Genomic DNA, 22,073 nt, shown 5'->3' with positions numbered 1-22,073 from the left:
AATATGAAATTATTAAAAACATCAATAACCCGGATTTTGATATTCGTATGGGTTTTACCAGTGCTAGCACAAACTTCCTCCCGTAATTCTGAGGATAGTTTGACTCTGGATAAAAGCATAAGAACAGGTGTATTAGACAATGGCCTTACTTATTTTATAAAACCTCTGGAAAATTCTAATCAACAAATAACCATGAATTTTCTAGTAAAAGTAGGTTCCTTAGATGAGCAACAACATGAGTTAAATTTCGCTCATCATATTGAACACCTCTCCTTTAGACCGAGCGTTAATTTCCCTGATGGTCTTAAAAATAATTCTAAAATATTGAGCCAGTTTGGGATGAATATGTATGATATTTATGGAAGAACAGGCGCAGGGGTTACACGATATTTCTATAATGTTCCCTATGAAAATGAGAAGGCAATTAATACTGGTTTACTCTGGTTTAAAGACATTGCTTCAGGTCTGGACCTTACCAAAAAAAGTATAGATAGGGAAAGAGGTGTACTGTTGCAGGAATATCGAGGTGGTGTGGCCAGTCGTGCTCAAAAAACAGCGTACAATGATGTGCACAGCACACTCTTCTCTATAGTTAATAGAACAAAATCTTTTTCTTACCATAATAGAAATTTTCCGCACCATGATTTACAAAAATTTTATAATAAATGGTATCAACCGCAGCGAATGGCTGTGATAATTGTTGGGAATATAGAAAATACTGCACAACTAGAAGAGAACATTAAATCCATTTTCCAGGAATTAAAGTCCTCAGAAAATAAAATAGAACCCAAAGATAAGGAACAAAGTAATCCAAAGAGTGAAAAGAATTTTACAAGCGTTGTGCGAAATTCAAATGGAAATTCTAAATATGAGTTTAAAGCTGTCAACATGTATCTTTTTTATAAACATAAGGTCGACAAAAAAAAGGATGAAGGTTTGGGCAGACTACAAAGACAAATAAAGGGAGAAATTATTGCGGATATACTTAAAACGAGATTTAATGAAAGTTCTAAAATAGACGATAAAACAACTATTTATAGTTCATATACCCCAGTCTGGGATATCCCACGAGATATGTTAAATATTACTATCAATACTGAATTGCAATATGAAAAAATAGCACTGGAAAATACTTTATATATATTAAGACAATTCGTAGAATATGGAATTAAAAAAGAAGAATTTGAAAATGCCAAAGATAATAGTTTAGAAACCCTAGAATCTTATAATACTTCGGAAAACCCATATTGGGTAAAAGAAATAGAGAGGTATTTTGTAAACAACCAAGCCCTGCCGTCTAATAAAAAGGAAATCATTACAAATTGGCTATCAAAACTTTCCAAGGAGGAAATAAATCGTTTAATTAAGGAAATAATAAAACCTTGCCCCGATAAAATGGGTTTGATATTTCCTGAGGACAGCGAATCTTCTTTGTCCTCAAAAGAAAAGACCCAGGAAATAATTAAGAAAAAAGCTATGGAAAAAGTGCTTCCATATAAACCTCAATCTGAAATAAAAAGATTATTGAGCCAAAACCAACTGGATTCACTGCCAAATGGTAAAAAATTGATCGGTAAAGTAGGAAAGTTAGATTCTGAAGTATATATATTAAAGAATGGATCTAGACTCATCCTAAAACCTATGAAAAGCAAAAATTCCAACACTTTAACTATTCGGGGATTTTCACCATTTGGGGCTTCTTGTTATCCTAAAGAAGAATACACCAGTACAATGTTTGCTACATCAATTATGAGAAGCTCAGGAGTCGGATCTTATGAAAAGAAGGATTTAAAAAATTTTTATGAAAACACGGAATCAATAAAATTGGGGTTTAATCCTTATATCTTCAGTAATGAAAGTGGGTTTGAATCTGAATTATCTATTAAAGAATTAGATAAATTTCTTCAGCTTTTATATTTATATTTTACTAAACCTCGTAAAGACCAAGCAGCTTTTGAAAACTGGAAAAAAGGGTATTTACAGGATGCTAAATATATTATAAACCCCTCAAACGACCTTATTGATGCTTTGAAGAAAGTAACGAGAGACTCCACAAGGCTTCCCATAGCCTCAGATTTGGTAAAAGCATCTCAAAGGGTGAATCTTAATGTAGCACATAGAAATTATCTAGAACTTTTTAGGAATATGGAAAACTTCACTTTTATTGTTACTGGTGATTTTGATAGTGATGAGGTGGTCACTAGTTTTCAGAAGTATGTAGGGAATATTCCTTCCAATGCAAAAACGGATTGTAATAGGAAAAACAAAGCAATTAGTATACCTAATGGTCCCAAATATTATGAGCTAAGTGCCTCAGACCTTTATCAAACAGAAAATTCATTTTATGGAATAAGATTTGTTCATAATCCTCCAGGCAAAAAAGTTTGGCAAGAAGAACTAAAGATGAGGGTATTAGGCATGGTGCTTAATAGTTTAATTTATGACTTAAGGGATAAAGAGGAACTTTCATTATATAAAATTAGTGCTGGTGCCTATTTTGATAGAAGGACACAACGATTTGAAGTACAGTTCCGTTTCAGCTGCCTACCTGAACAATTACCTATCATAAGAGAAAAAACAAATAAAATAATTGAGAATTTAAAAGAAGGTGATATTTCGGGAAAAGTATTTGAAAATCAAAAAAACAGAATAAGATCCATTTACACTCCCCAGGCACTCAATCAGCCTTCTTATATTGCAAGGAAGTTGTATCGATATTACAGATTTGAGGAACCTCCAATAGCATCATCAATTATAGAAAATTATCTCAAAGACCTAACTTTTAAGGAAATCATTCAAACAGCTAAAAGATATTTAAAACCAGAATACATGCACGAAGTAAAAATGGAATAATGTTTTTTAAAATTATCAATAATTAACCCATTGCAGCAGAACTACAATGGGTTAATATTACAAGTTTACTTTATAATCCTAAAGATTAATTACGGTAGGATCTTGACCTGGAGGGCTTAATTTTACTGTACTAAGATCCATTTCATCATACACATCATAGACAGGCCCCCCTGCACCAATCTGAACTTGACAGTTCTCTGCAGTTCCCTCGCATCCCTGCTCTGGTATTGGCTGCCAATTGTCATTCCCGAGATAAATAAAATCAGAAGTTTGTACTTCTGGCATCGGCTCTGAATTAACGTTTGCAAAAGTCAATCCTATAGCAAAAATAATTGCCATCATGGGTAAAATCATTTTTAATTGTTTCATGATATTAAAATTTAAAGATTAATAAAAAGTTCCCGTTTTTTAATTCAGGTGCCGGTGCACCCTACAATTGTTGCAACAAAATTTCATCTTCGTGATTAAATGCTTTAGTAAAAAAGCTTGATAAACCTTTATTGATTATCAATGGTGTAAAGATGTAGATTAAAACATAACAGAAGTGGAGGTATCCTTATCAAATCGGAAGAAGATGATTAAATAGCGTGATTTTCACCACGTTCCCGATAAGCCTTGGGTGTCATCTTCACCTCGCTTTTGAAATACCTTGAAAACTTGGGATAGGTTTTAAAGCCCATTTTTAAGGCTATAGCCTTTAAAGAAAGATCTGTATTATCGATTAAGATTTTGCAGTGTTTGATTCGCTGTTTCTTATGATACTGTGTGGGAGTGAGTCCATATACTTTTTTAAAGCCGGTCTTTATTTTATGCTCATTAGTACCATAAATAAGTGCCAGTTCATAATTTTTACGTGAGGGTTCATTGAGATGTTGCAAGATATCCGCTTCAATTTTTAGGAAAAGTTCCTGATCCCATATAGAGATCGTTTGAACTGAATCATTCATCCTCAGATTATAAAATTCATCTTTTTGGGTATCAAGCATGGAAGCGTAGATGGTAAACCTGGTATCAATGTTATGGGATATTTTGATAATTTCTGTGCTCAACTTAAGCACTAAACCATCATGAAATTCGAAGGCTAAGACAAGGCTTAAAAAACGTTCTTCATTGCTTATCAAATCCTGGATTTTATTTCTCCATTCGTCCTGAGAATCCATAGCTAGTAAGGATTCAAATAATTCGCCCTCTAGATGCTCCAGGTGTTTTATTGCTTGAAAAACATCACCTTGAAATTTATAATCCAAAATTTTTAGCTGTTCATCCAGGATAAACATAGCGGTACTAATGATCACTACCTCATTATGGCGGTTTATCCAAAGGAACTGATCCCTGTTCTGGTTTATTCTTTGAATATTTAAGTTAGCTATTGCTATTATACTTTCCAGCTCATCCCGAAACTCCGTTCTTTTAAATTGAACTTTAAAATTCCCCTTTGCTGTTTCATATAACATATTGAAAACACTTTGCAATAGTGCCCCTGTAATCTCCCGTCCCATAATTTTAAATTTTAAGAATTACTTCATTGGATGTAGGGTTTTAAAAATTGAAGAGCCTCGAATTTATGTTTAAATATCTTAGCTGAAATTTTTATTTTGTAAGTCTTTATGAAATATTCGGTAAGGTAGTAATCAAGAGGCTTTTTAGTGTAGAATGCAATCGCACTGACGAGCAATACCCCTTCTGTTGCGAATTTTTCCAATGCTTGGAGGTTTGTATCATTTACACCCGAGGTATCGCAAAAAACCGGATATTCCTTATTTTGTTGAAAAACCAGTCTGTTTTTTATAACTTCACTAGCTATGTCCTGGTTTAGGCCAAGGTTATCCCCGTATTCTACAAATAGAATACCATCCTCTATCCACATATTTACGTATTCGCCTTCCATCTTTCTCCACAAGATTATCAGAAACTAAATTTCAATGCATAAAAGTATAGTTAGTTGTAATTAGTTATTGAAAATCAGGATACTCATTTTGAAACCTAAATTCTCAAAAAATTGATGCCCATCGGATTTTTAAATTCCAAACCTTTAAAAATCTTCTCCTACAATTAATAATGATAAAGTAACAAAAAAATATTTAACTTTCAGATTAAACATTTGACTATGAGTGTCATATCGCAAAAAAAAAGACACCACAGGCAAATGTTGAACTTTAAAGGCAAATCATTTTCTATGTAAATAGTGTGATATTTTAGAAATTTTCTTCTCCCTCAGGAATCCCATTAGATTTTAAATGCTCCTTATTATCCCGCAGGAGTTTTTGCCCCAATAGATTAATTATATCATTTCGGAATTCTATGAAATTATTCATTCTTATGAGGTGCCTTTATGGGATATTCGAATTCTTTGGATAGGCAAACCTATTCCTAAAAAAGCTTTTACTTTCTCCAGAAAATATAAAGATATTATGGTAAGAAAACCGACTATTGAGGCAGCATAGTGGGGATCTCTTCAATAATTTCATCAACCCAGTAGCGATACATTAACCCGCTAGGATGAAGGCCGTCATCCGCAACAAGATCCGGATCTCTTTCGGCTTCCCGGGAAATTGGAGTGATATTATAAAAATCTACATTAAAATCCTTGGCAACCTCTCTAAAAACCGCATTAAATTCATCGATCTCCTCCCCTATAGTTTCTGCATTTCCCTCGCCAAACGGGGTTGCTCCATAATCGGGAATACTTAATGCAAAAACTCCTTTTTCCCGGAGTTTTGAATGATTAAGTGCCAGTTTAAATATCTCCCGTAATTCCTCTTCATATTCTTCGATGCTTTTCCCCTGGTATTGATTATTTACACCTATAAGGATTGACACCAGGTCAAATTCCCGGGTATAATTCAATTCTGATCGCATCGCGCTTAACAGGTTACCGGTTGTCCACCCGGTCTTTGCGATAATTTTAGGTGGCGCAACCTTATACCCTCTTTCATTAAGCTCCTCTACCAACTGCACTGGCCAGCGTTCACTAGCCGGAACACTTTCTCCAATGGTGTAAGAATCACCAAGGGCCAGATAACTATAATCCTTTCCTGATGGATTGTCTGTTTGAGTTACTTCATTTTGAGTTACGGAATTCGAAGTACTACACCCGATAATTAAAAACGCAAAAAGTACGAAGTAGAGATTTTTCATAGAAGTTTGTTTAGCCTCAAATTATATTTCTAGCAATTTAAAGTTTTTAAATAAGCCGAAATAAATTTTAAGCTATTCCTTAACAAAAAAAGCCACCAGGTGGCAGCTTTTATAATTATTATTGTCAACTTTTTAATCTAAAAAGCCTTGTTTTTTCATCCATTCATCATTAAAGATCTTACCCACATAACGACTTCCATGATCATGGAATAAAACAACAACTACATCATCCTTGGTAAAATGTTCTTTTAACTGGAGTAATCCTTTCGCTGCAGCTCCTGCTGAATTACCCAGGAAGAAACCTTCCTCTTCTGCCAACTTGCGGGTGTAAATGGCAGCATCTTTATCCGTTACCTTGGTAAATCCATCTATCACACTAAAATCAACATTTTTTGGAAGAATATCTTCCCCAATTCCTTCCGTAATGTACGGGTAGATCTCCTTCTCATCGAATTCTCCGGTTTCATGGTATTTTTTAAAAACTGAACCATAAGTATCAATTCCCCAAACCTTTATATTGGGGTTCTTCTCCTTCAAATATTTGCCAACCCCGGAAATTGTCCCACCGGTACCAACACCTACAACAAAATGCGTTACTTTTCCATCGGTTTGTTCCCAAATTTCAGGGCCTGTACTTTCGTAATGAGCTTTGGTATTTGCCAGGTTATCATACTGGTTCACATACCAGGAATTTGGCGTTTCCTCGGCCATTCGTTTAGAGGTTGAATAATAAGACTTCGGATCATCGGGAGCAACATCGGTTGGGCAAACGACCACCTGGCAGCCTACTGCCTTTAAAATATCTATCTTTTCCTTACTCTGCTTATCAGACAGCACGCAAACCATTTTGTAACCTTTTACAATTGCCGCAAGCGCCAGGCCCATCCCGGTATTCCCGGAAGTTCCTTCAATAATTGTTCCTCCTGGTTTTAATTTTCCGCTAGCTTCAGCCTCTTCCACCATCTTCACTGCCATACGGTCCTTTACCGAGTTTCCCGGATTAAAAGTCTCGTATTTAGCCAAGACTAATGCCTCAATTTCTTTAGTAATTTTATTCATTTTCACCATTGGCGTATTGCCAATAGTCCCCAATATATTTTCTACGTAATCCATAGTTTTATTTTTCAGGTTGCAAAGGTAGAAAATTGAATCTATTTCAACGGAAATACCAAATACTCCCTGGATTATATATTTTATTCAAACTTAATTGCCCGGGATGGAGAAATTTTTGAAATAATCACGGAAGGGATTATCAGCATCAACATACATAACAACAAGGTACCCAGGTTGACCGCTAAAATGTAGTCCCAACTTAAATAAACGGGTACTTCGGTCACATAATAGGTTTTCGGATTTAGCGGAATAAGTTTAAAATATTTTTGAGCAAGTAAAATTCCGAGTCCTATTAAGTTCCCCCAAAAGAGTCCTTTGATAATCAGGTACGCGGCATTATACAAAAAGATTTTCCTAATGGTCCAGTCATTGCTTCCCAAAGCTTTTAAAATCCCGATCATTTGGGTGCGTTCCAGGATTAAAACCAATAAAGCGGTAATCATATTTATCCCGGCCACCAAAATCATTATTCCAATGATAAGCGCGATATTAAAATCAAAAAGCGCCAGCCACTCAAATATGGAATAGTATTTTTTAGTTATGGTCTGGGTGTCTAAAAACGAACCGGTGTTTTCGTATACCTCCTGCCCTTTTTCATCTATTTCATCAAAATCATTAAGAAAAACTTCAAAATTACCGACTTCATTATCTTCCCAGCGGTTAAGCCGTTGGATATGCCTAATATCTGTTAACACATAGAGTTTATCAAACTCCATAAACCCGGAATCATAAATTCCTGTAATCTCAAAAGCACGGGTTAGGGGCCGCTCACTGCCCTCTCTTAGAAAATAAGTAGGCATCTTATCCCCTACCTTTAATTTTAGCCTTCTGGATAGATAATCCGAAATTAATACTTCATCGTTTAACTGCTGGTCAACATTGGGTAACCTGCCTTTAACTAAAAAATCTTTAAAATAACTCCAGTTATAATCGGTGCCAACACCTTTTACCACCACTCCTTCAAAATCGGTCTCGGTTCTGATTATTCCAAATTTCGTGGCCACGGCCTGCACATGGGAAATACCTTCAACCGAATTGAATTCTGGATAAAATTCCTGGTTCTTATCTACAGGTACCAGGCTAACCTGGGAGCTGTTATTATCGTAATTGGAAATATTAATATGCCCATTAAATGCAGCGAGTTTTTCCCTGATTTTTTCCTGCAAACCAAGGCCGGTGGCAAATGAAACCAGCATCATAATTACGCCAATAGCAATTGCTACGATCGCTATTTTTATAATAGGTGCAGAAATACTACTTTTATGGCTTTTACCACCAATAAGACGCTTAACAACAAAAAACTCGAAATTCAAATTATCACGATGCTTAAAAGGTTATTCAAAAGTACATTTTTATTCGCTTTTATAAGTATTCTTTCCTGCGGAAACCAAAATAAGAAAGAACAAACTTCCAAAGAAATGGCTCTAAATCAGGCCAAGGAGACAAGCCCTGAAGCAATTGTTTTAGCTGCAAATCGCACACAGTCCTACTTAGGTCTTCTCGAAAATAAAAAAATAGGCCTGGTAGGTAACCAGACCTCCATTATGAAAAATGGAAAAGGCGAATATACCCACGTTGTAGACTCTTTATTGGCCCTTGATGTAAATTTGGTAAAAGTATTTGCTCCGGAACACGGATTTCGTGGTACCACCGATGCAGGGGAAGTGGTGGAAGATGGCAAAGACCCACAAACAGGTTTACCGGTAATCTCGCTCTACGGTGATAATAAAAAACCCAATGCATCACAACTGGAAGATCTTGATATTTTGATTTTCGATTTACAGGATGTAGGTACCAGGTTCTACACCTATATTTCTTCGCTGCATTATGTTATGGAAGCCTGTGCCGAAAACGATGTCCAGCTAATTGTATTTGACCGTCCCAACCCCAATGGGCATTATATAGACGGACCAATCCTGGAAACCGAATATAAAAGTTTTGTAGGAATGCACCCGATCCCTACGGTGCACGGATTAACCATGGGAGAATATGCAAAAATGATCAATGGAGAAAAATGGTTGAAAAATGGAATTCAATGCGATTTAAAAGTTATTGAAATGGAAAACTATGAGCATTCCAGGCCTTATGAGCTTCCCGTAAAACCATCTCCAAATTTACCCAACGCCCAGGCTATTAATTTATACCCAAGCCTGTGCTTTTTTGAAGGCACCAATGTAAATGCCGGACGCGGAACCGATAAGCAATTTCAGGTTTTTGGTTCGCCGTTTTTAGATAAAAGCCATTTCAATTTCACGTACACTCCACAGTCAAAACCTGGAGCAAAATATCCAAAACATTTAGGAAAGCAGTGTTATGGACGAGATCTTAGCGAGTTTCCGCATCTAAGCCAGATAAATTTAGAATGGTTGATCGAAGCTTATAAAAATACCGAAAATCAGGATGAATTCTTCAACGACTTTTTCACAAAATTAGCCGGAACTAAAGCATTACAATCCCAGATAGAGAAAGGTTTATCAGCCCAGGAAATCAGAAAAACCTGGCAAGATGGACTTGCTGACTTTGATAAGAAAAGACAGCAATACCTGCTTTACTAAATTATAGACCGAAAAGTTCGTCTTTCCTTTTCATATAAACTTCTGCAGCTGAGGAAGCCAGAACCTGGGCTTCCCATTTTTCCGTCTCAGCTGGTTCCCCATGCTCAAAGGCAAGGCAGTATTTCAGGAAATTATAAACATCCTTGTTAAGTTCCTCTACTCCTTCCTTCTCTATATCCTTAAGGCCTCGCTCCAGTTTCCCATATCTTTCATCATACAGTGCCGAAGTCAATTCCAGTAATTCAATCTTTTGCGACATAAGCTTATAGTTGGATTGCTCCTTATCCAAAAGGTCTTCGGAGTAACCGATATAAGCATCAGCAACACGTATAAATTCAGGCCTGATTTCCTTTTTTAAAAACAAACTAAAATCAAGGTATTTTTGGGCGAGTCTCATCGCAGTTACGTAGTTCTGATTTTGAAAATACTGAAGGTTTTCTCTTTGTAAAAATTCAGTATTCAAATTATAAGTATCCAGTAGGTCTTTGACATTATTTTTATCGCGATAACCTTTCTGCTCATTGATTACATGTCCCTGGCTATCCACGATAAACACATAGGGAATTGCCCTAACCCCATATTTATTCCTTAAAGCAATTTCATTGTCAAAATTCAATCTTAATAGTATAAAATTATCTAAAACCTTTTTTATTTCAGGATCCGAAAAAGCTTCCATTTCCATCTTTTTACAAGGTCCGCACCAGGAAGCATAAAAATCAATAAAGATGAGTTAATTGGTGGCGATAGAAAGCTTTTGTGCATCCTCGAAAGAAGTAAGCCAGGTGCCATTTTGGGCAGCTGCTGAAGAAATACAAAAAACTAACAAAAGAATCGTAGTGATCTTTCTCATAAAACAAGTTATTGGAGAAGCAATTTAAAAAAAATAAAGAAAACAGTAATTTTTATTAGTTCTTCATCCTGCGTTTCATCTCCTCTACTATATTATATGCAGCAGGGCAGATAGCGGTGTTCTTTATGGTTAGGTTAGAGATTTTATGAAAATCCTTTCTGTCGGTGTGGGGAAATTCCCGACAGGCCTTTGGACGAACATCATAAATTAAACAATAATTGTCTGCAGCCAGAAAGGTACAGGGCACTTGTTGAAGCACATAATCGTTGTCTTCATCAATCCTCAAATATTGCTCGATGAACTGCTGTGGTTTTTGCTTCAAATGCTTACTTATTCGCTCTATATCCTTATTGGTGAAAAGCGGCCCAGTTGTTTTACAGCAATTTGCACAGTCCAAACAATTGGTTCGGGAAAATTCCTCCTGGTGCATTTCCTGCATCTGCCGGTCCAGGTCCTTAGGCGCCTTTTTTCTAAGCTTTGAAAAAAACTTTTTATTCTCCTTATGCTTATCTTTGGCCTTTTCAGGGAGATTTTTTAGAATTTCTTCCATTGGACAAAGATATAAAACCAACCTACACCGCATCGATGAATAAGCAAACTTCCGCAAAAGACATTTTTGGAAAAGCGATTTCAGCTTACTATCACCAGGATGACAGTACCGATATCCAGGTACATTCCCCCGATTTTGATGATGATATAATTCCGGTAACCTATTTATTCCGAGATTATGAAGAAATGCCTCCACTGGAGCAAAAAGCATTGCAACTGTGTTCCGGTCGTGTTTTAGATGTAGGATGCGGGGCGGGAAGCCATGCGCTCTATCTTCAGAAAGAGCGAAAGCTGGATGTGATGGCTATTGATTCTTCCCCAGGTGCTGTAGAAATTGCTGGTCTTCGTGGAATTAGCAAGGTTAAAAACATTGATTTTTTCAACTTAAAAGATGAAAAATTCGACACTATTTTAATGCTAATGAATGGGAGTGGCATTATCGGAAAGCTCAAAAACCTGGATCAATTCTTTAAAAAAACAAGGGAACTGCTAAATCCCGGGGGAAAGATTTTATTGGACTCTTCGGATTTAAGTTATTTATTTGATCGGGAAGAGGACGGGGGTATATGGATAGACTCTGAAGCGCCATATTACGGGGAATTGGAATTCAAGGTTAGTTATAAAGGTGAAAGTTCAGCTTATTTTGACTGGCTTTATATAGATTTCCAAACGCTTAAATTTGCCGCGGAAACCAATAATTTCAGCTGTGAGCGCTTAAAAGAAGGTACGCATTTCGATTATTTAGCTGAATTACAGCCTACAAACCAATAAATTTCTATTTTTACAAAAAATCATTTTTAAATGTTCAATTATAAATACGCGCTGCTCCTATTTTTTATTTCTGTTTTTAGTATTTCGTGTACTTCAGAAAATGATGAAAATGAAGATGGAGAACCAGGAATAGATAAAACTGCCAATTTACAGGGATTGGGAGATTCAGCTTCCCACCTTTTAAGTGATGCTGAATTTACTTCGATGCATATAGAGATCGTGTATGTAAACGGATATGCCCCTAGCCAGGCAGCCCTTACAAATTTCAAGGAGTTTTTAATGGAACGCACATTTAAACCCGATGGTATTAAAATTAGTTTAAGAGCCGTTCCATCTTCGGGTAAGGCGCCATTTTCCATAGATGAGATCGTAGACATTGAGGAAGAGACCCGGACCATTTATAATGCTGGAGACGAAATAGCTGTCTATATTTATGTAGCTGATGGAAAAAGCGAGAAGGATGAAGAGAATAAATTCACCCTGGGCTCAGCATTTAGAAATACTTCCATGGTAATTTTTGGGGAAACCATAGAGAACTTTGCGGCCAGAGCCAATGCCCCGGCTGAAAGTGATATTGAAGCGGCGGTTTATAACCATGAATTTGGGCATTTATTCGGTTTGGTTGATATCGGCACAGAGCCACAATCTGACCATAAAGATGAAGATAATGAAGGCCATTGTATCGTAGATAATTGCCTGATGCAATCTTCCATTGAATTTGGATCGGGAATTATAGATGAAATTGATGGAGGCCGCATCCCGCAATTAGGAGAACAGTGCATACGTGACCTGCAAGCCGCCGGAGGGCGCTAGTTTACAATTACTCCGTAGAAAAAATAAAACATCTGCCGTATTCATCGTTTTAGCCGGCCTGTTACGAGCTTCAAACAGTTCGAAAAATGACAGTTAAAATTTTTAAAGTCAGAAGCTTACTCCAGGTACTTTTTCACTTTAATTGGCAACATCGCTTATAAACTTAATTCTGTATAGGCGAAGCTCCTCATCGTCGTAATCCCCGTCAAACTCTTTGATAGCTTCGTCAATTTTATCGGTATCAGCTTCCAGGAAGTATTCGTGAATTTCTTCCTGCTGGTCCTCATCTAAAATATCATCAATCCAGTAATTTATATTCAATTTGGTACCACTGTAAACAATGGCCTCCATTTCTTTTATAAATTCCTTCATCTCCATTCCCTTAGCGGAAGCAATATCATCCAATGGCAGTTTTCGATCTACATTTTGGATGATATATAATTTTAAAGCAGAATTGGCTCCGGTGGACTTAACCACCAGGTCATCGGGACGAACAATTTCATTTTCATCAACATAGCGCTTAATTAAATCCACAAATTCTTTTCCGAACTTTTTGGCCTTGTTCTCACCAACGCCATAAATGTTGGTAAGCTCTTCTATGCTAACCGGGTATTTAATTGCCATATCTTCCAGTGAAGGATCCTGAAACACCACAAATGGGGGAACCTCATTTTTGACAGCAACTTTTTTCCGAAGATCTTTTAACATTTTCACAAGGGCTATATCCATGCCCCCTCCTGCTGATTTGCTGGGTGTAGGAACGGCCTCCGTAGTGCTATCAAAAATATGATCATCGGTCATCATAAATGGCTGGGGGTTTTTTAGAAAATCCTCCCCTTTGGCGGTAAGTTTTATAACGCCATAGGTTTCAATATCTTTCTTCAAATAGCCAGCGACCAATGCCTGCCGAATTAATGCCATCCAGTATTTACCGTCCTTATGCTTTCCTTTTCCAAAGAGTGGATGGGCATCCGTTTTATGAGATAAAATCACTGCGTTGGATTTACCTATAAGTGTTTTGACCACCTCTTTTGACTTATACAATTCCTTGGTTTCCTTAATGGTCTTTATGAGTAATTCTACATCTTTTCCGGCTTCATGCTGTTTTTTAGGATGCCTTACATTATCATCCATGGAAGCCCCTTCCCCGGTTTCCCCGTCAAATTCTTCCCCGAAGTAGTGAAGAATAAATTTCCGGCGTGAAATTGATGTCTCTGCATAAGCCACAACTTCCTGTAAAAGGGCATGGCCAATTTCCTGTTCGGCCACCGGCTTGCCGCTCATAAATTTTTCGAGCTTCTCTATATCTTTATAAGAATAAAAGGCAAGACAATGTCCTTCCCCTCCATCCCTTCCGGCACGGCCGGTTTCCTGGTAATAACTCTCTATACTTTTAGGTATATCATGGTGAATAACAAACCGAACATCAGGTTTGTCTATTCCCATACCAAAGGCAATGGTGGCCACCACTACATCAATTTCTTCCATAAGAAACTGATCCTGGTGCCTGCTTCTGGTCTTTGCATCAAGACCTGCATGATAAGGAACGGCATTAATACCGTTTACCTGAAGGGTTTGCGCGAGTTCCTCTACTTTTTTTCTGCTTAAACAATAAATGATTCCGGATTTACCATCATTCTGTTTTATAAAACGAATAATATCCGCATCTACATTTTTGGTTTTTGGACGTACCTCGTAATATAAATTGGGACGGTTAAAACTCGCTTTAAATGTATTTGCATCGGGAATTCCCAGGTTTTTCAATATATCTTCCTGCACCTTTGGAGTGGCCGTGGCCGTAAGGGCTATAATGGGAATATTATCCCCTATTCGCTGAATAATACTCCTTAAGTTCCTGTATTCCGGTCTAAAGTCATGACCCCATTCACTGATACAGTGGGCCTCGTCTATAGCCAGGAAAGATATCTTTTGCTGCTTTAAAAACTCTACGTGATCTTCCTTGGTAAGTGATTCAGGCGCTACATACAGCAACTTGGTGACCCCGTTGGCAATGTCTTCTTTTACCTGTCTTACTTCGGTTTTGTTCAATGAGGAATTGAGCACATGCGCCACGCCGTGCTGCTCTGAAATACTACGTATAGCATCTACCTGGTTTTTCATAAGGGCGATAAGGGGCGATACCACAATTGCCGTTCCTTCTTCGATCAACGCAGGGAGTTGGTAACATAGGGATTTCCCTCCTCCGGTAGGCATTACCACAAAGGAATTATTCTTATTCACAATGCTGGTAATCACCTCTTCCTGAAGCCCTTTGAACTGGCTGAACCCAAAGTACTTCTTTAGCTGTTGGTGTAAATCAATTTCCGTCAAACTCATTCAATTGTGTTACAATTTTACATACATTTGCATAACTAAAGATACATATTTCTTTAAACTCACAATCCTTAATTTTATCTAAATTTGAAACTGAAGGAAAAAATTCTTACGGCAGCAAAAGAAACCATTTCCATTGAAGCCAAAGCAATTGCAAACCTGGAAAATTATATCGATAGTGAGTTTGCTGAAGCCGTAGAGAATATATACCGGGCTAAAGGTAGGGTAATTGTAACCGGCATAGGGAAAAGCGCGGTGATTGCCACAAAAATAGTAGCTACCCTTAATTCTACCGGGACTCCCGCAATTTTTATGCACGCTGCAGATGCGATTCACGGCGACCTTGGCACCATTCAAAAAGACGATGTAGTAATTTGTATTTCCAAAAGTGGAAACAGTCCGGAAATTAAAGTCCTGGTTCCGTATATCAAGGATTTCAAAAACCTACTTATAGGAATTACCGCCGATAAGGAATCTTTTCTGGGAAGGGAATCTGATTATGTTTTAAACTCTTTTGTCGAAAAAGAGGCCTGCCCTAATAATCTTGCGCCTACCACAAGTACGACCGCACAGATGGTCATTGGCGATGCCCTGGCTATTTGCCTGTTAAAACTCAAAGGATTTTCCAGAAAAGATTTTGCTAAATACCACCCCGGTGGTTCCCTTGGCAAAAAGCTGTACCTGCGAGTTAGTGATATTACTGCTCAAAATATGAAACCCCAGGTAAGCCCGGAAACTTCCGTTACCGATGCGATCATCGAGATTTCAGAGAAAATGCTGGGAGTAACCGCAGTTATTGAAAACGATAAGATTGTAGGTATAATCACCGATGGCGATATTAGGCGCATGCTTAAAAACAATACTGAATTCAAGAATCTAACCGCACGGGATATTATGAGCCCAGCACCCAAAACCATAGACCAGGAATCCCTGGCCGTAGATGCTTTAGAAATGCTGGAAGAAAATAAAATATCCCAATTACTGGCCCTGGAAAACCAAACCTATGCAGGTGTCGTACATATCCATAACTTAATCCGAGAAGGAATTTTATAATGAAGCAAATTGGCACCCCAGAACCTGAGATGTCCTTTCTGGACCATTTAGAAGATTTAAGATGGCACCTAATCCGTTCCGTTGTAGCAATTATAGTTGCTGGCTCCATAGCCTTTTTCCTAAAGGGCTTTATTTTTGACGTTTTACTTTTTGGACCTAGTAGGGGTGATTTCTTTTCCTATGACATCTTGTGTAGAATTTCTACCTCCCTGGGTATGGATGCGGGATTTTGTTTTGAGGAGATGCCCTTTAGAATTCAGAGTAGAACGATGGGGGGACAATTCTCTGCCCATGTCTGGACCTCTATAACCGCTGGTTTTATTATCGCATTCCCTTATGTGATTTACCAGTTTTGGCTATTTGTGGCTCCTGCCATGCACGATAACGAAAGAAAACATGCTAAAGGATTTATCTTTGTAACCTCCCTGCTCTTTTTTATAGGAGTAGTTTTTGGATATTATGTAATAACACCATTATCTATTAATTTCCTGGGAAAATACCAGGTTAGTGAAGCTGTTTTTAACGATTTTGACCTTAGCAGTTATATCGGCCTGGTTAGAGCCTCGGTGATTGCCAGTGGACTTATTTTTGAATTGCCCATCGTCATCTATTTTCTTACCAGGGTTGGTGTAGTAACACCACAATTCCTTAGAAAATACAGAAAATATGCGCTAGTTATAGTGCTAATTATTTCAGCAGTAATTACGCCACCGGATATTGTTAGCCAGATAATAGTGGCTATACCAGTACTGATTCTCTATGAGGTAAGTATTCTTATCTCACGTGTGATCTACAAACAAGAACAGAAAAAATTAAATAAAAAATAGCTATGATTAATAAAGTTGACGAATTCAATGCTTACCGTCAGCAGATGAACGATAAGATCCTGGGTGAGAACAACAAAGTGCTCAAAAGGATATTTAATTTAGACACCAATGCTTTTTCTGAGGGTGCCGTAGATAAAAAAACAAAAGAATTGCTGGGCCTTGTAGCCTCGCTGGTTTTGCGTTGTGATGACTGTGTAAAATACCACCTGGAATCCAGTTATAAGGAAGGTTTAAGCCGGGAACAGGTGATGGAAACCCTTAGTATCGGCACCTTAATCGGCGGCACTATTGTTATCCCTCATCTTCGAAGAGCCCACGAATACTGGGAGGCTTTGGAAGATGCTAAGGAATAACAGGCTGGCATAAAAAATGTAACTTAGCTCCAAAATGCTTTTTGAATGAAATTACGCGCCGAGAATTTAGTTAAAGCCTACAAGAGGAAAGAAGTTGTAAAAGGAATCTCCTTGGAAGTTAACCAGGGAGAGATCGTTGGATTACTGGGGCCAAACGGCGCCGGGAAGACCACTTCTTTTTATATGATCGTGGGACTTATTAAGCCAAATTCCGGGAAGATTATTTTGGATAAGACCAATATTACCAAATACCCCATGTATAAACGGGCGCAGTACGGTATTGGCTATCTTGCTCAGGAAGCTTCTGTGTTCAGAAAGCTCAGTATTGAAGATAATATTATGAGCGTGCTGGAACTTACCGAACTTTCTAAAAAAGAACGATATGATAAAATGGAAACCCTTATTGAAGAGTTTGGTTTAAATCATATTCGCAAAAACCGCGGTGACCTTTTAAGTGGTGGGGAGCGGCGCCGTACGGAAATTGCCCGTGCCTTGGCCACCGATCCTAATTTTATACTTCTAGATGAACCCTTTGCAGGGGTGGACCCTGTTGCCGTAGAGGATATTCAGCGTATTGTAGCCCAGTTAAAGGACAAAAATATAGGTATACTTATTACCGACCACAATGTTCAGGAAACCCTGGCTATAACCGATAGAACCTACCTGATGTTTGAAGGAAGTATCCTAAAACACGGTCAACCCGAAGAACTTGCAGAAGACCAAATGGTAAGAAAGGTTTACCTGGGGCAGAACTTTGAGCTGAGAAAAAAGAAACTCTTTAAATAACAAGTAGGATCTGTATTAAATTCTAAACCTCATAAACTTTAAACTATGAGGTTTATTTTTATGATAAGCTCTCCTCTTTCTTGGGAAAAATTACCGATAAAATCACATAACTGATTATGATCAGAGGTACGGCAACGAACTGAAATACCAGTATCAGTACCAGACACAAAAGCAAAAACAAATACCTAAGCTTATTATCGGCAAAACCCCAGTTTGAAAATTTCAGGGCAAAAAGTTTGATTTCCGCATTCAACAGGTAACAGCTCAATAAGGTGATCGCGATTAAAAACCATTCATTTAAAATAAACCCGGTTAAAAAACTATCAGGTTGATAGGTCAGTATAAGTGGAAAACTCAGAATTAAAAGTGCATTGGCCGGAGTAGGTACTCCAATAAACGAATCGGTTTGACGATCGTCCACATTGAATTTAGCCAATCTATAAGCAGAGGCCAGACAAATGAGCAAGCCAGTTAAAGCCAGCGTATTGAAATTCCACTCCCACCATCCGGAGTTAACTACCCAGCCGGTATTCCCCACCCCTGAGCTTCCAGGCAGCGCATTATCCAGCAACTGGAACATCACAATGCCCGGGACAACGCCACTGGTCACAACATCAGCCAGGGAGTCAAGTTGCAAACCAATATCACTGGAAACATTTAGACTTCTGGCAGCAAGGCCATCAAAAAAATCAAAGAAAATTCCACCGGCAACAAAAATTGCAGCCATAATAAGATTGCCCTGTACCGCGAAAATCACTGCGATGATGCCACAGAGTAAATTTAAAAGCGTTATTAAATTCGGAATATGTCTTTGTATGCTCATAGGTTGGTTTTCTGAAATACTAAACTAATCAATTGCGGCCTGTTTCCACAAGTTTTTTTACTTTCCCGGTAGAGAATTACAAAAGCTTTAACTTCAAAGTAACGGCTAAAATCACATTAGAAAATAATAGTTTGCTATTTTTGAATAGAATTACCTGGTATGAAAAATCTACTTTACGCTATTTCAAGCGGACTTTTACTGGCATTGGCCTGGCCGACATATGGCTTCCCCTTACTTTTATTTTTTGCCTTTGTTCCCCTACTATATGTAGAATTCAAGGTCAGAAACTCAAAAAAGAAGTATATAAAATGGAAGATATTAGGCCTGGCTTATCTCAGTTTTTTTCTCTGGAATCTCACCACCACCTACTGGCTCTATTTTTCTACCCCTTTTGGTGGCGCCTTTGCGATCCTGGTGAACTCCTTACTTATGGCACTGGTTTTTTTACTCTATCATATAGTAGCAAAACGAACAGGTTTTAGTGCAGCTTCAGCTTTTCTGATAAGCATCTGGATGGTTTTTGAAAAAATGCATCTGGCCTGGGAATTTTCCTGGCCCTGGTTAAACCTTGGAAATGCTTTTTCAGAATTCCAGAACTGGGTACAGTGGTATGAATATACAGGCACCTTCGGGGGCACACTTTGGATCTGGCTTGCAAATATCGCCTGCTTTAAAGCGGTGCTACTTTATAAGGAATTCCAAGACAAAACTTTTATTTACCGCGGAATCTTCAAAATGGGATTACTGATCTTAATTCCGATAGGGGTTTCATACCTCATACTAAACCAAGTAAACGAAGAAGGAGAAACCCTGGAAGTAGTTATACTACAGCCAAATATTAATCCTTACACTGAAAAATACAACACCACCGATACCCGAATAGGGGAATTACTTCTGGAATTGAGTGAAGAAAAGGTCAGTAAGGACACTAAACTTATTGTAGCACCAGAAACGGTTTTTGCCGATGGCACCGTACTGCCAAATTTCGAACGCTCTGAAGCAGCATTTTTTGCCAGGCAGATCATAAACCGCTACCCCCAGGTCAATTTTCTCAGCGGAATTTCTTTTTTCGAAAGATTCGGTGATCCTGATAAAGTCAGGGCTCAAAGCAATCAGTTAGGTCCCAATGACTGGTATGATGATTATAATTCAGCCTTTTTAATGACTGCCGATAGTGAGCCGCAGCTTTATCATAAATCTAAACTCGTGGTAGGGGTAGAAAACTTCCCATACCAGGAAATCCTAAAACCCATCTTAGGCGATGTTATGATCGACCTTGGCGGGACTGTGGCCATGAAAACCACCCAGGAAGATCGTGAAGTCTTTTTATTAAACAACAGATGGGCCACCGCGCCAATAATTTGCTATGAGTCCGTTTATGGAGCCTATGTAACCGGGTATGTGAAAAACGGTGCTGATTTTCTGAGTATCATTACCAATGATGCCTGGTGGGGAAATACCCAGGGCCACAAACAGCACCTTAGCTATGCAAAGCTGCGTGCTATAGAAACCCGTCGTGATGTGGTGCGAAGTGCCAATACGGGTATTTCAGCCTTTATAAATCAAAAGGGGGAAGTTACTAAAAGCCTTGGATATGAGAAGCGGGGCAGTATAAAGTCGGATATTCATCTCAATACAGAGAAAACTTTTTACGTAAAATACGGGGATTACCTGGCAAGAATAGCCCAATTCCTGGCGTTGTTCATTTTTTTGTTTGCCATTGTTAAATATAAAAGAAACAGGCCTTCTTAGATAAAAAACCCTTACGTTACAATTACGGAAACACTGGAACTTACTGAATTATTGTCCCCGGAAGAAAATAACAGTACTTAAGGTTTTCAGGATAATATTTAAATCCAGGAAGATGCCACGATGTTTAATATAATAAAGATCGTACTGGAGTTTCACCAGGCTATCGGTGTGACAATTCCCATAATCCGCTTTTACCTGGGCCCATCCGGTTAACCCGGGTTTTATCACATGCCGCGTTTCATAAAAGGGAATTACTTCCGACAATTCCTTGACAAAGACAGGTCTTTCTGGCCTCGGTCCTATCAGGCTCATTTCCCCTTTTAATACATTATAAAATTGCGGAATTTCATCAAGACGGGATCTTCTTAAAAACTTTCCGAAACTGGTTGTCCGCAAATCATTTTTATCTGCATATTGAGGGCCATTTGGTTCGGCATCTTTCACCATCGTCCTCAACTTTGAAATCCTGAAGACTTTACCGAATTTCCCAATTCTTTCCTGGCGATAAAAAAGCGATCCCCGGTTTCCAATAAGATTAGCCAATAAAATTATAGGAAGGATGAAGACAAAAAAGGTGAGTCCGATCAGAGCTATAATGATATCAAAGATCCTGAAGAAAAACTGGTAGAATTTATTCTGATTGCTTCGGCTAAATGGAAAATACCTGTAAAAGTCCTTATCCACGTGCTGTACAGGGATTCTCTGGGTGACCTCCTCGTATACCTGGGTATAATCTTTAATGGGAAAACCTTCTTTAAGCAGATAACTCAGTTGATTATACAGCGATAACATTAAACCTTTTTTATATCCGCTGGCCACAACGATTTCGTTGATATGATGTTTCTTAATGGCTTCCCTTAGATCCTTAATTTCAAAGCGTATCAGTTTATCTTCATCAATTTCTGAAGGGATTCGGTCTTCGGTTTTTATATATCCCACCACTACATAATTGGGATCAGATTTTTGAAGGTCTGAACTTATGAGGTTGATATCAAAAGAATTTCCAACCACTAAAACACGTTTATAAAATCGCGGGGAAGAAATTAAAGTGATATACACCAGGCGCCATAACAGCAGCGGAATCAAAATAGCGAGAAAGAAGAATAGAATTTGCACCCGATTTTCAGGAAGGCTGGGGGTTAATAGCGGGGTAAGCATATAGAATAAAACCGTAGCTCCTGAACTTAATATCGAATTTTGTAAAATGCTATCAAAATTGGATGCTTTTTGAAGATCATAGAGTTCAAAAATACTGGCAAAAAGATTAAAATACAACAGTAAAACCAGCGTCCAGTACCAGTTTTGAGAATCGATCCTGAAATAATCAAATTCAAAGATAATACCTATCAGGCTAAGAGAGATTAATATACACACCGAGTCAAACAAGCGCAACAACACCTTGCGCTCAGAGATTTCAAAATGTACAAGTGGCCGTTGGGACATAGCTTACCTACTTATGGGCTAAAGATAGAATTTTTTTGATTTCTGCACCTTTTAATAGGG

Annotated in this window: 20 protein-coding genes; 9 read left to right on the top strand and 11 right to left on the bottom strand. The window is 38.0% G+C overall.

Annotation, left to right across the window (positions count from 1 at the left end; genetic code table 11):
- Positions 1-3 precede the first annotated feature (3 nt).
- The gene (locus tag DET49_RS06835; RefSeq protein WP_133547358.1) at positions 4-2,853 is read left to right on the top strand and encodes a M16 family metallopeptidase; all 2,850 of its coding nucleotides are present in this window, start codon (positions 4-6) and stop codon (positions 2,851-2,853) included.
- A 78-nt stretch (positions 2,854-2,931) separates the two neighbouring features.
- On the opposite strand, the gene DET49_RS06830 is transcribed toward DET49_RS06835, so the two are convergent.
- The 6 genes from DET49_RS06830 to DET49_RS06805 form a co-directional block, all read right to left on the bottom strand.
- Positions 2,932-3,222 (bottom strand): DUF6520 family protein, encoded by a 291-nt coding sequence (locus DET49_RS06830; protein ID WP_133547357.1) that lies wholly within the window; start codon positions 3,220-3,222, stop codon positions 2,932-2,934.
- A 209-nt stretch (positions 3,223-3,431) separates the two neighbouring features.
- Entirely contained in the window at positions 3,432-4,352 is a 921-nt protein-coding gene (locus tag DET49_RS06825; protein ID WP_133547356.1) for a helix-turn-helix domain-containing protein, read from the bottom strand.
- A 23-nt stretch (positions 4,353-4,375) separates the two neighbouring features.
- Entirely contained in the window at positions 4,376-4,741 is a 366-nt protein-coding gene (locus DET49_RS06820) for an STAS/SEC14 domain-containing protein (protein ID WP_133547355.1), read from the bottom strand.
- Between the two features lie 539 nt (positions 4,742-5,280).
- Positions 5,281-5,991 carry an SGNH/GDSL hydrolase family protein gene (locus tag DET49_RS06815; protein ID WP_133547354.1) on the bottom strand — a complete coding sequence of 237 codons (711 nt, stop codon included), beginning with the start codon at positions 5,989-5,991 and terminating at the stop codon, positions 5,281-5,283.
- Positions 5,992-6,123: 132 nt separating this feature from the next.
- Positions 6,124-7,104 carry a PLP-dependent cysteine synthase family protein gene (locus DET49_RS06810; protein ID WP_133547353.1) on the bottom strand — a complete coding sequence of 327 codons (981 nt, stop codon included), beginning with the start codon at positions 7,102-7,104 and terminating at the stop codon, positions 6,124-6,126.
- An 80-nt stretch (positions 7,105-7,184) separates the two neighbouring features.
- The gene (locus tag DET49_RS06805) at positions 7,185-8,417 is read right to left on the bottom strand and encodes an ABC transporter permease (protein WP_133547352.1); all 1,233 of its coding nucleotides are present in this window, start codon (positions 8,415-8,417) and stop codon (positions 7,185-7,187) included.
- A 9-nt stretch (positions 8,418-8,426) separates the two neighbouring features.
- On the opposite strand from DET49_RS06805, the gene DET49_RS06800 reads away from it, so the two are divergent.
- Positions 8,427-9,659 (top strand): exo-beta-N-acetylmuramidase NamZ domain-containing protein, encoded by a 1,233-nt coding sequence (locus DET49_RS06800; RefSeq protein WP_133547351.1) that lies wholly within the window; start codon positions 8,427-8,429, stop codon positions 9,657-9,659.
- Between the two features lies 1 nt (position 9,660).
- Here DET49_RS06800 and DET49_RS06795 read toward each other — a convergent pair whose 3' ends face one another.
- On the bottom strand, positions 9,661-10,380 hold the full coding sequence (locus tag DET49_RS06795; RefSeq protein WP_262707972.1) for a thioredoxin family protein: 720 nt from the start codon (positions 10,378-10,380) through the stop codon (positions 9,661-9,663).
- A gap of 184 nt (positions 10,381-10,564) precedes the next feature.
- Complete coding sequence (locus DET49_RS06790; protein WP_133547349.1) at positions 10,565-11,059, bottom strand: YkgJ family cysteine cluster protein; 495 nt, start codon at positions 11,057-11,059, stop codon at positions 10,565-10,567.
- A gap of 35 nt (positions 11,060-11,094) precedes the next feature.
- Between DET49_RS06790 and DET49_RS06785 the strand changes: the two genes are divergently transcribed.
- The gene (locus DET49_RS06785; protein WP_133547415.1) at positions 11,095-11,829 is read left to right on the top strand and encodes a class I SAM-dependent methyltransferase; all 735 of its coding nucleotides are present in this window, start codon (positions 11,095-11,097) and stop codon (positions 11,827-11,829) included.
- A gap of 30 nt (positions 11,830-11,859) precedes the next feature.
- Positions 11,860-12,642 carry a hypothetical protein gene (locus tag DET49_RS06780; RefSeq protein ID WP_133547348.1) on the top strand — a complete coding sequence of 261 codons (783 nt, stop codon included), beginning with the start codon at positions 11,860-11,862 and terminating at the stop codon, positions 12,640-12,642.
- A gap of 138 nt (positions 12,643-12,780) precedes the next feature.
- Here the strand turns inward: DET49_RS06780 and recQ are convergent, their stop codons facing one another.
- Positions 12,781-14,979: a DNA helicase RecQ gene (gene recQ / locus DET49_RS06775; protein WP_133547347.1), complete on the bottom strand. Its 2,199-nt coding sequence runs from the start codon at positions 14,977-14,979 to the stop codon at positions 12,781-12,783.
- Between the two features lie 84 nt (positions 14,980-15,063).
- On the opposite strand from recQ, the gene DET49_RS06770 reads away from it, so the two are divergent.
- From DET49_RS06770 to lptB, 4 genes are read left to right on the top strand one after another with little or no spacing between them, the layout of a single operon-like run.
- The gene (locus DET49_RS06770; protein WP_133547346.1) at positions 15,064-16,029 is read left to right on the top strand and encodes an SIS domain-containing protein; all 966 of its coding nucleotides are present in this window, start codon (positions 15,064-15,066) and stop codon (positions 16,027-16,029) included.
- Complete coding sequence (gene tatC, locus DET49_RS06765) at positions 16,029-16,856, top strand: twin-arginine translocase subunit TatC (protein WP_133547345.1); 828 nt, start codon at positions 16,029-16,031, stop codon at positions 16,854-16,856. The genes DET49_RS06770 and tatC overlap by 1 nt, the downstream gene beginning before the upstream one ends.
- Before the next feature lie 2 nt (positions 16,857-16,858).
- Positions 16,859-17,209 (top strand): carboxymuconolactone decarboxylase family protein, encoded by a 351-nt coding sequence (locus DET49_RS06760; RefSeq protein WP_133547344.1) that lies wholly within the window; start codon positions 16,859-16,861, stop codon positions 17,207-17,209.
- 45 nt (positions 17,210-17,254) lie between these two features.
- A complete protein-coding gene (gene lptB / locus DET49_RS06755; protein ID WP_133547343.1) occupies positions 17,255-17,995 on the top strand; it encodes an LPS export ABC transporter ATP-binding protein in 741 nt (246 codons plus the stop codon).
- A gap of 58 nt (positions 17,996-18,053) precedes the next feature.
- Here the strand turns inward: lptB and DET49_RS06750 are convergent, their stop codons facing one another.
- Positions 18,054-18,818: a CDP-alcohol phosphatidyltransferase family protein gene (locus tag DET49_RS06750; RefSeq protein ID WP_133547342.1), complete on the bottom strand. Its 765-nt coding sequence runs from the start codon at positions 18,816-18,818 to the stop codon at positions 18,054-18,056.
- A 159-nt stretch (positions 18,819-18,977) separates the two neighbouring features.
- Here DET49_RS06750 and lnt point away from each other — a divergent pair, with 159 nt between their 5' ends.
- Complete coding sequence (gene lnt / locus DET49_RS06745) at positions 18,978-20,570, top strand: apolipoprotein N-acyltransferase (protein ID WP_133547341.1); 1,593 nt, start codon at positions 18,978-18,980, stop codon at positions 20,568-20,570.
- A 48-nt stretch (positions 20,571-20,618) separates the two neighbouring features.
- Here lnt and DET49_RS06740 read toward each other — a convergent pair whose 3' ends face one another.
- Positions 20,619-22,013 (bottom strand): exopolysaccharide biosynthesis polyprenyl glycosylphosphotransferase, encoded by a 1,395-nt coding sequence (locus DET49_RS06740; protein ID WP_133547340.1) that lies wholly within the window; start codon positions 22,011-22,013, stop codon positions 20,619-20,621.
- Positions 22,014-22,073: the final 60 nt, after the last annotated feature.

Origin of the sequence: Salegentibacter sp. 24 (assembly GCF_004362395.1) — a bacterium.
Taxonomy (GTDB): Bacteria; Bacteroidota; Bacteroidia; order Flavobacteriales; family Flavobacteriaceae; genus Salegentibacter.
Note: the sequence above shows the minus strand (reverse complement) of the source record. Positions and strands in the feature narration are given on the sequence as shown.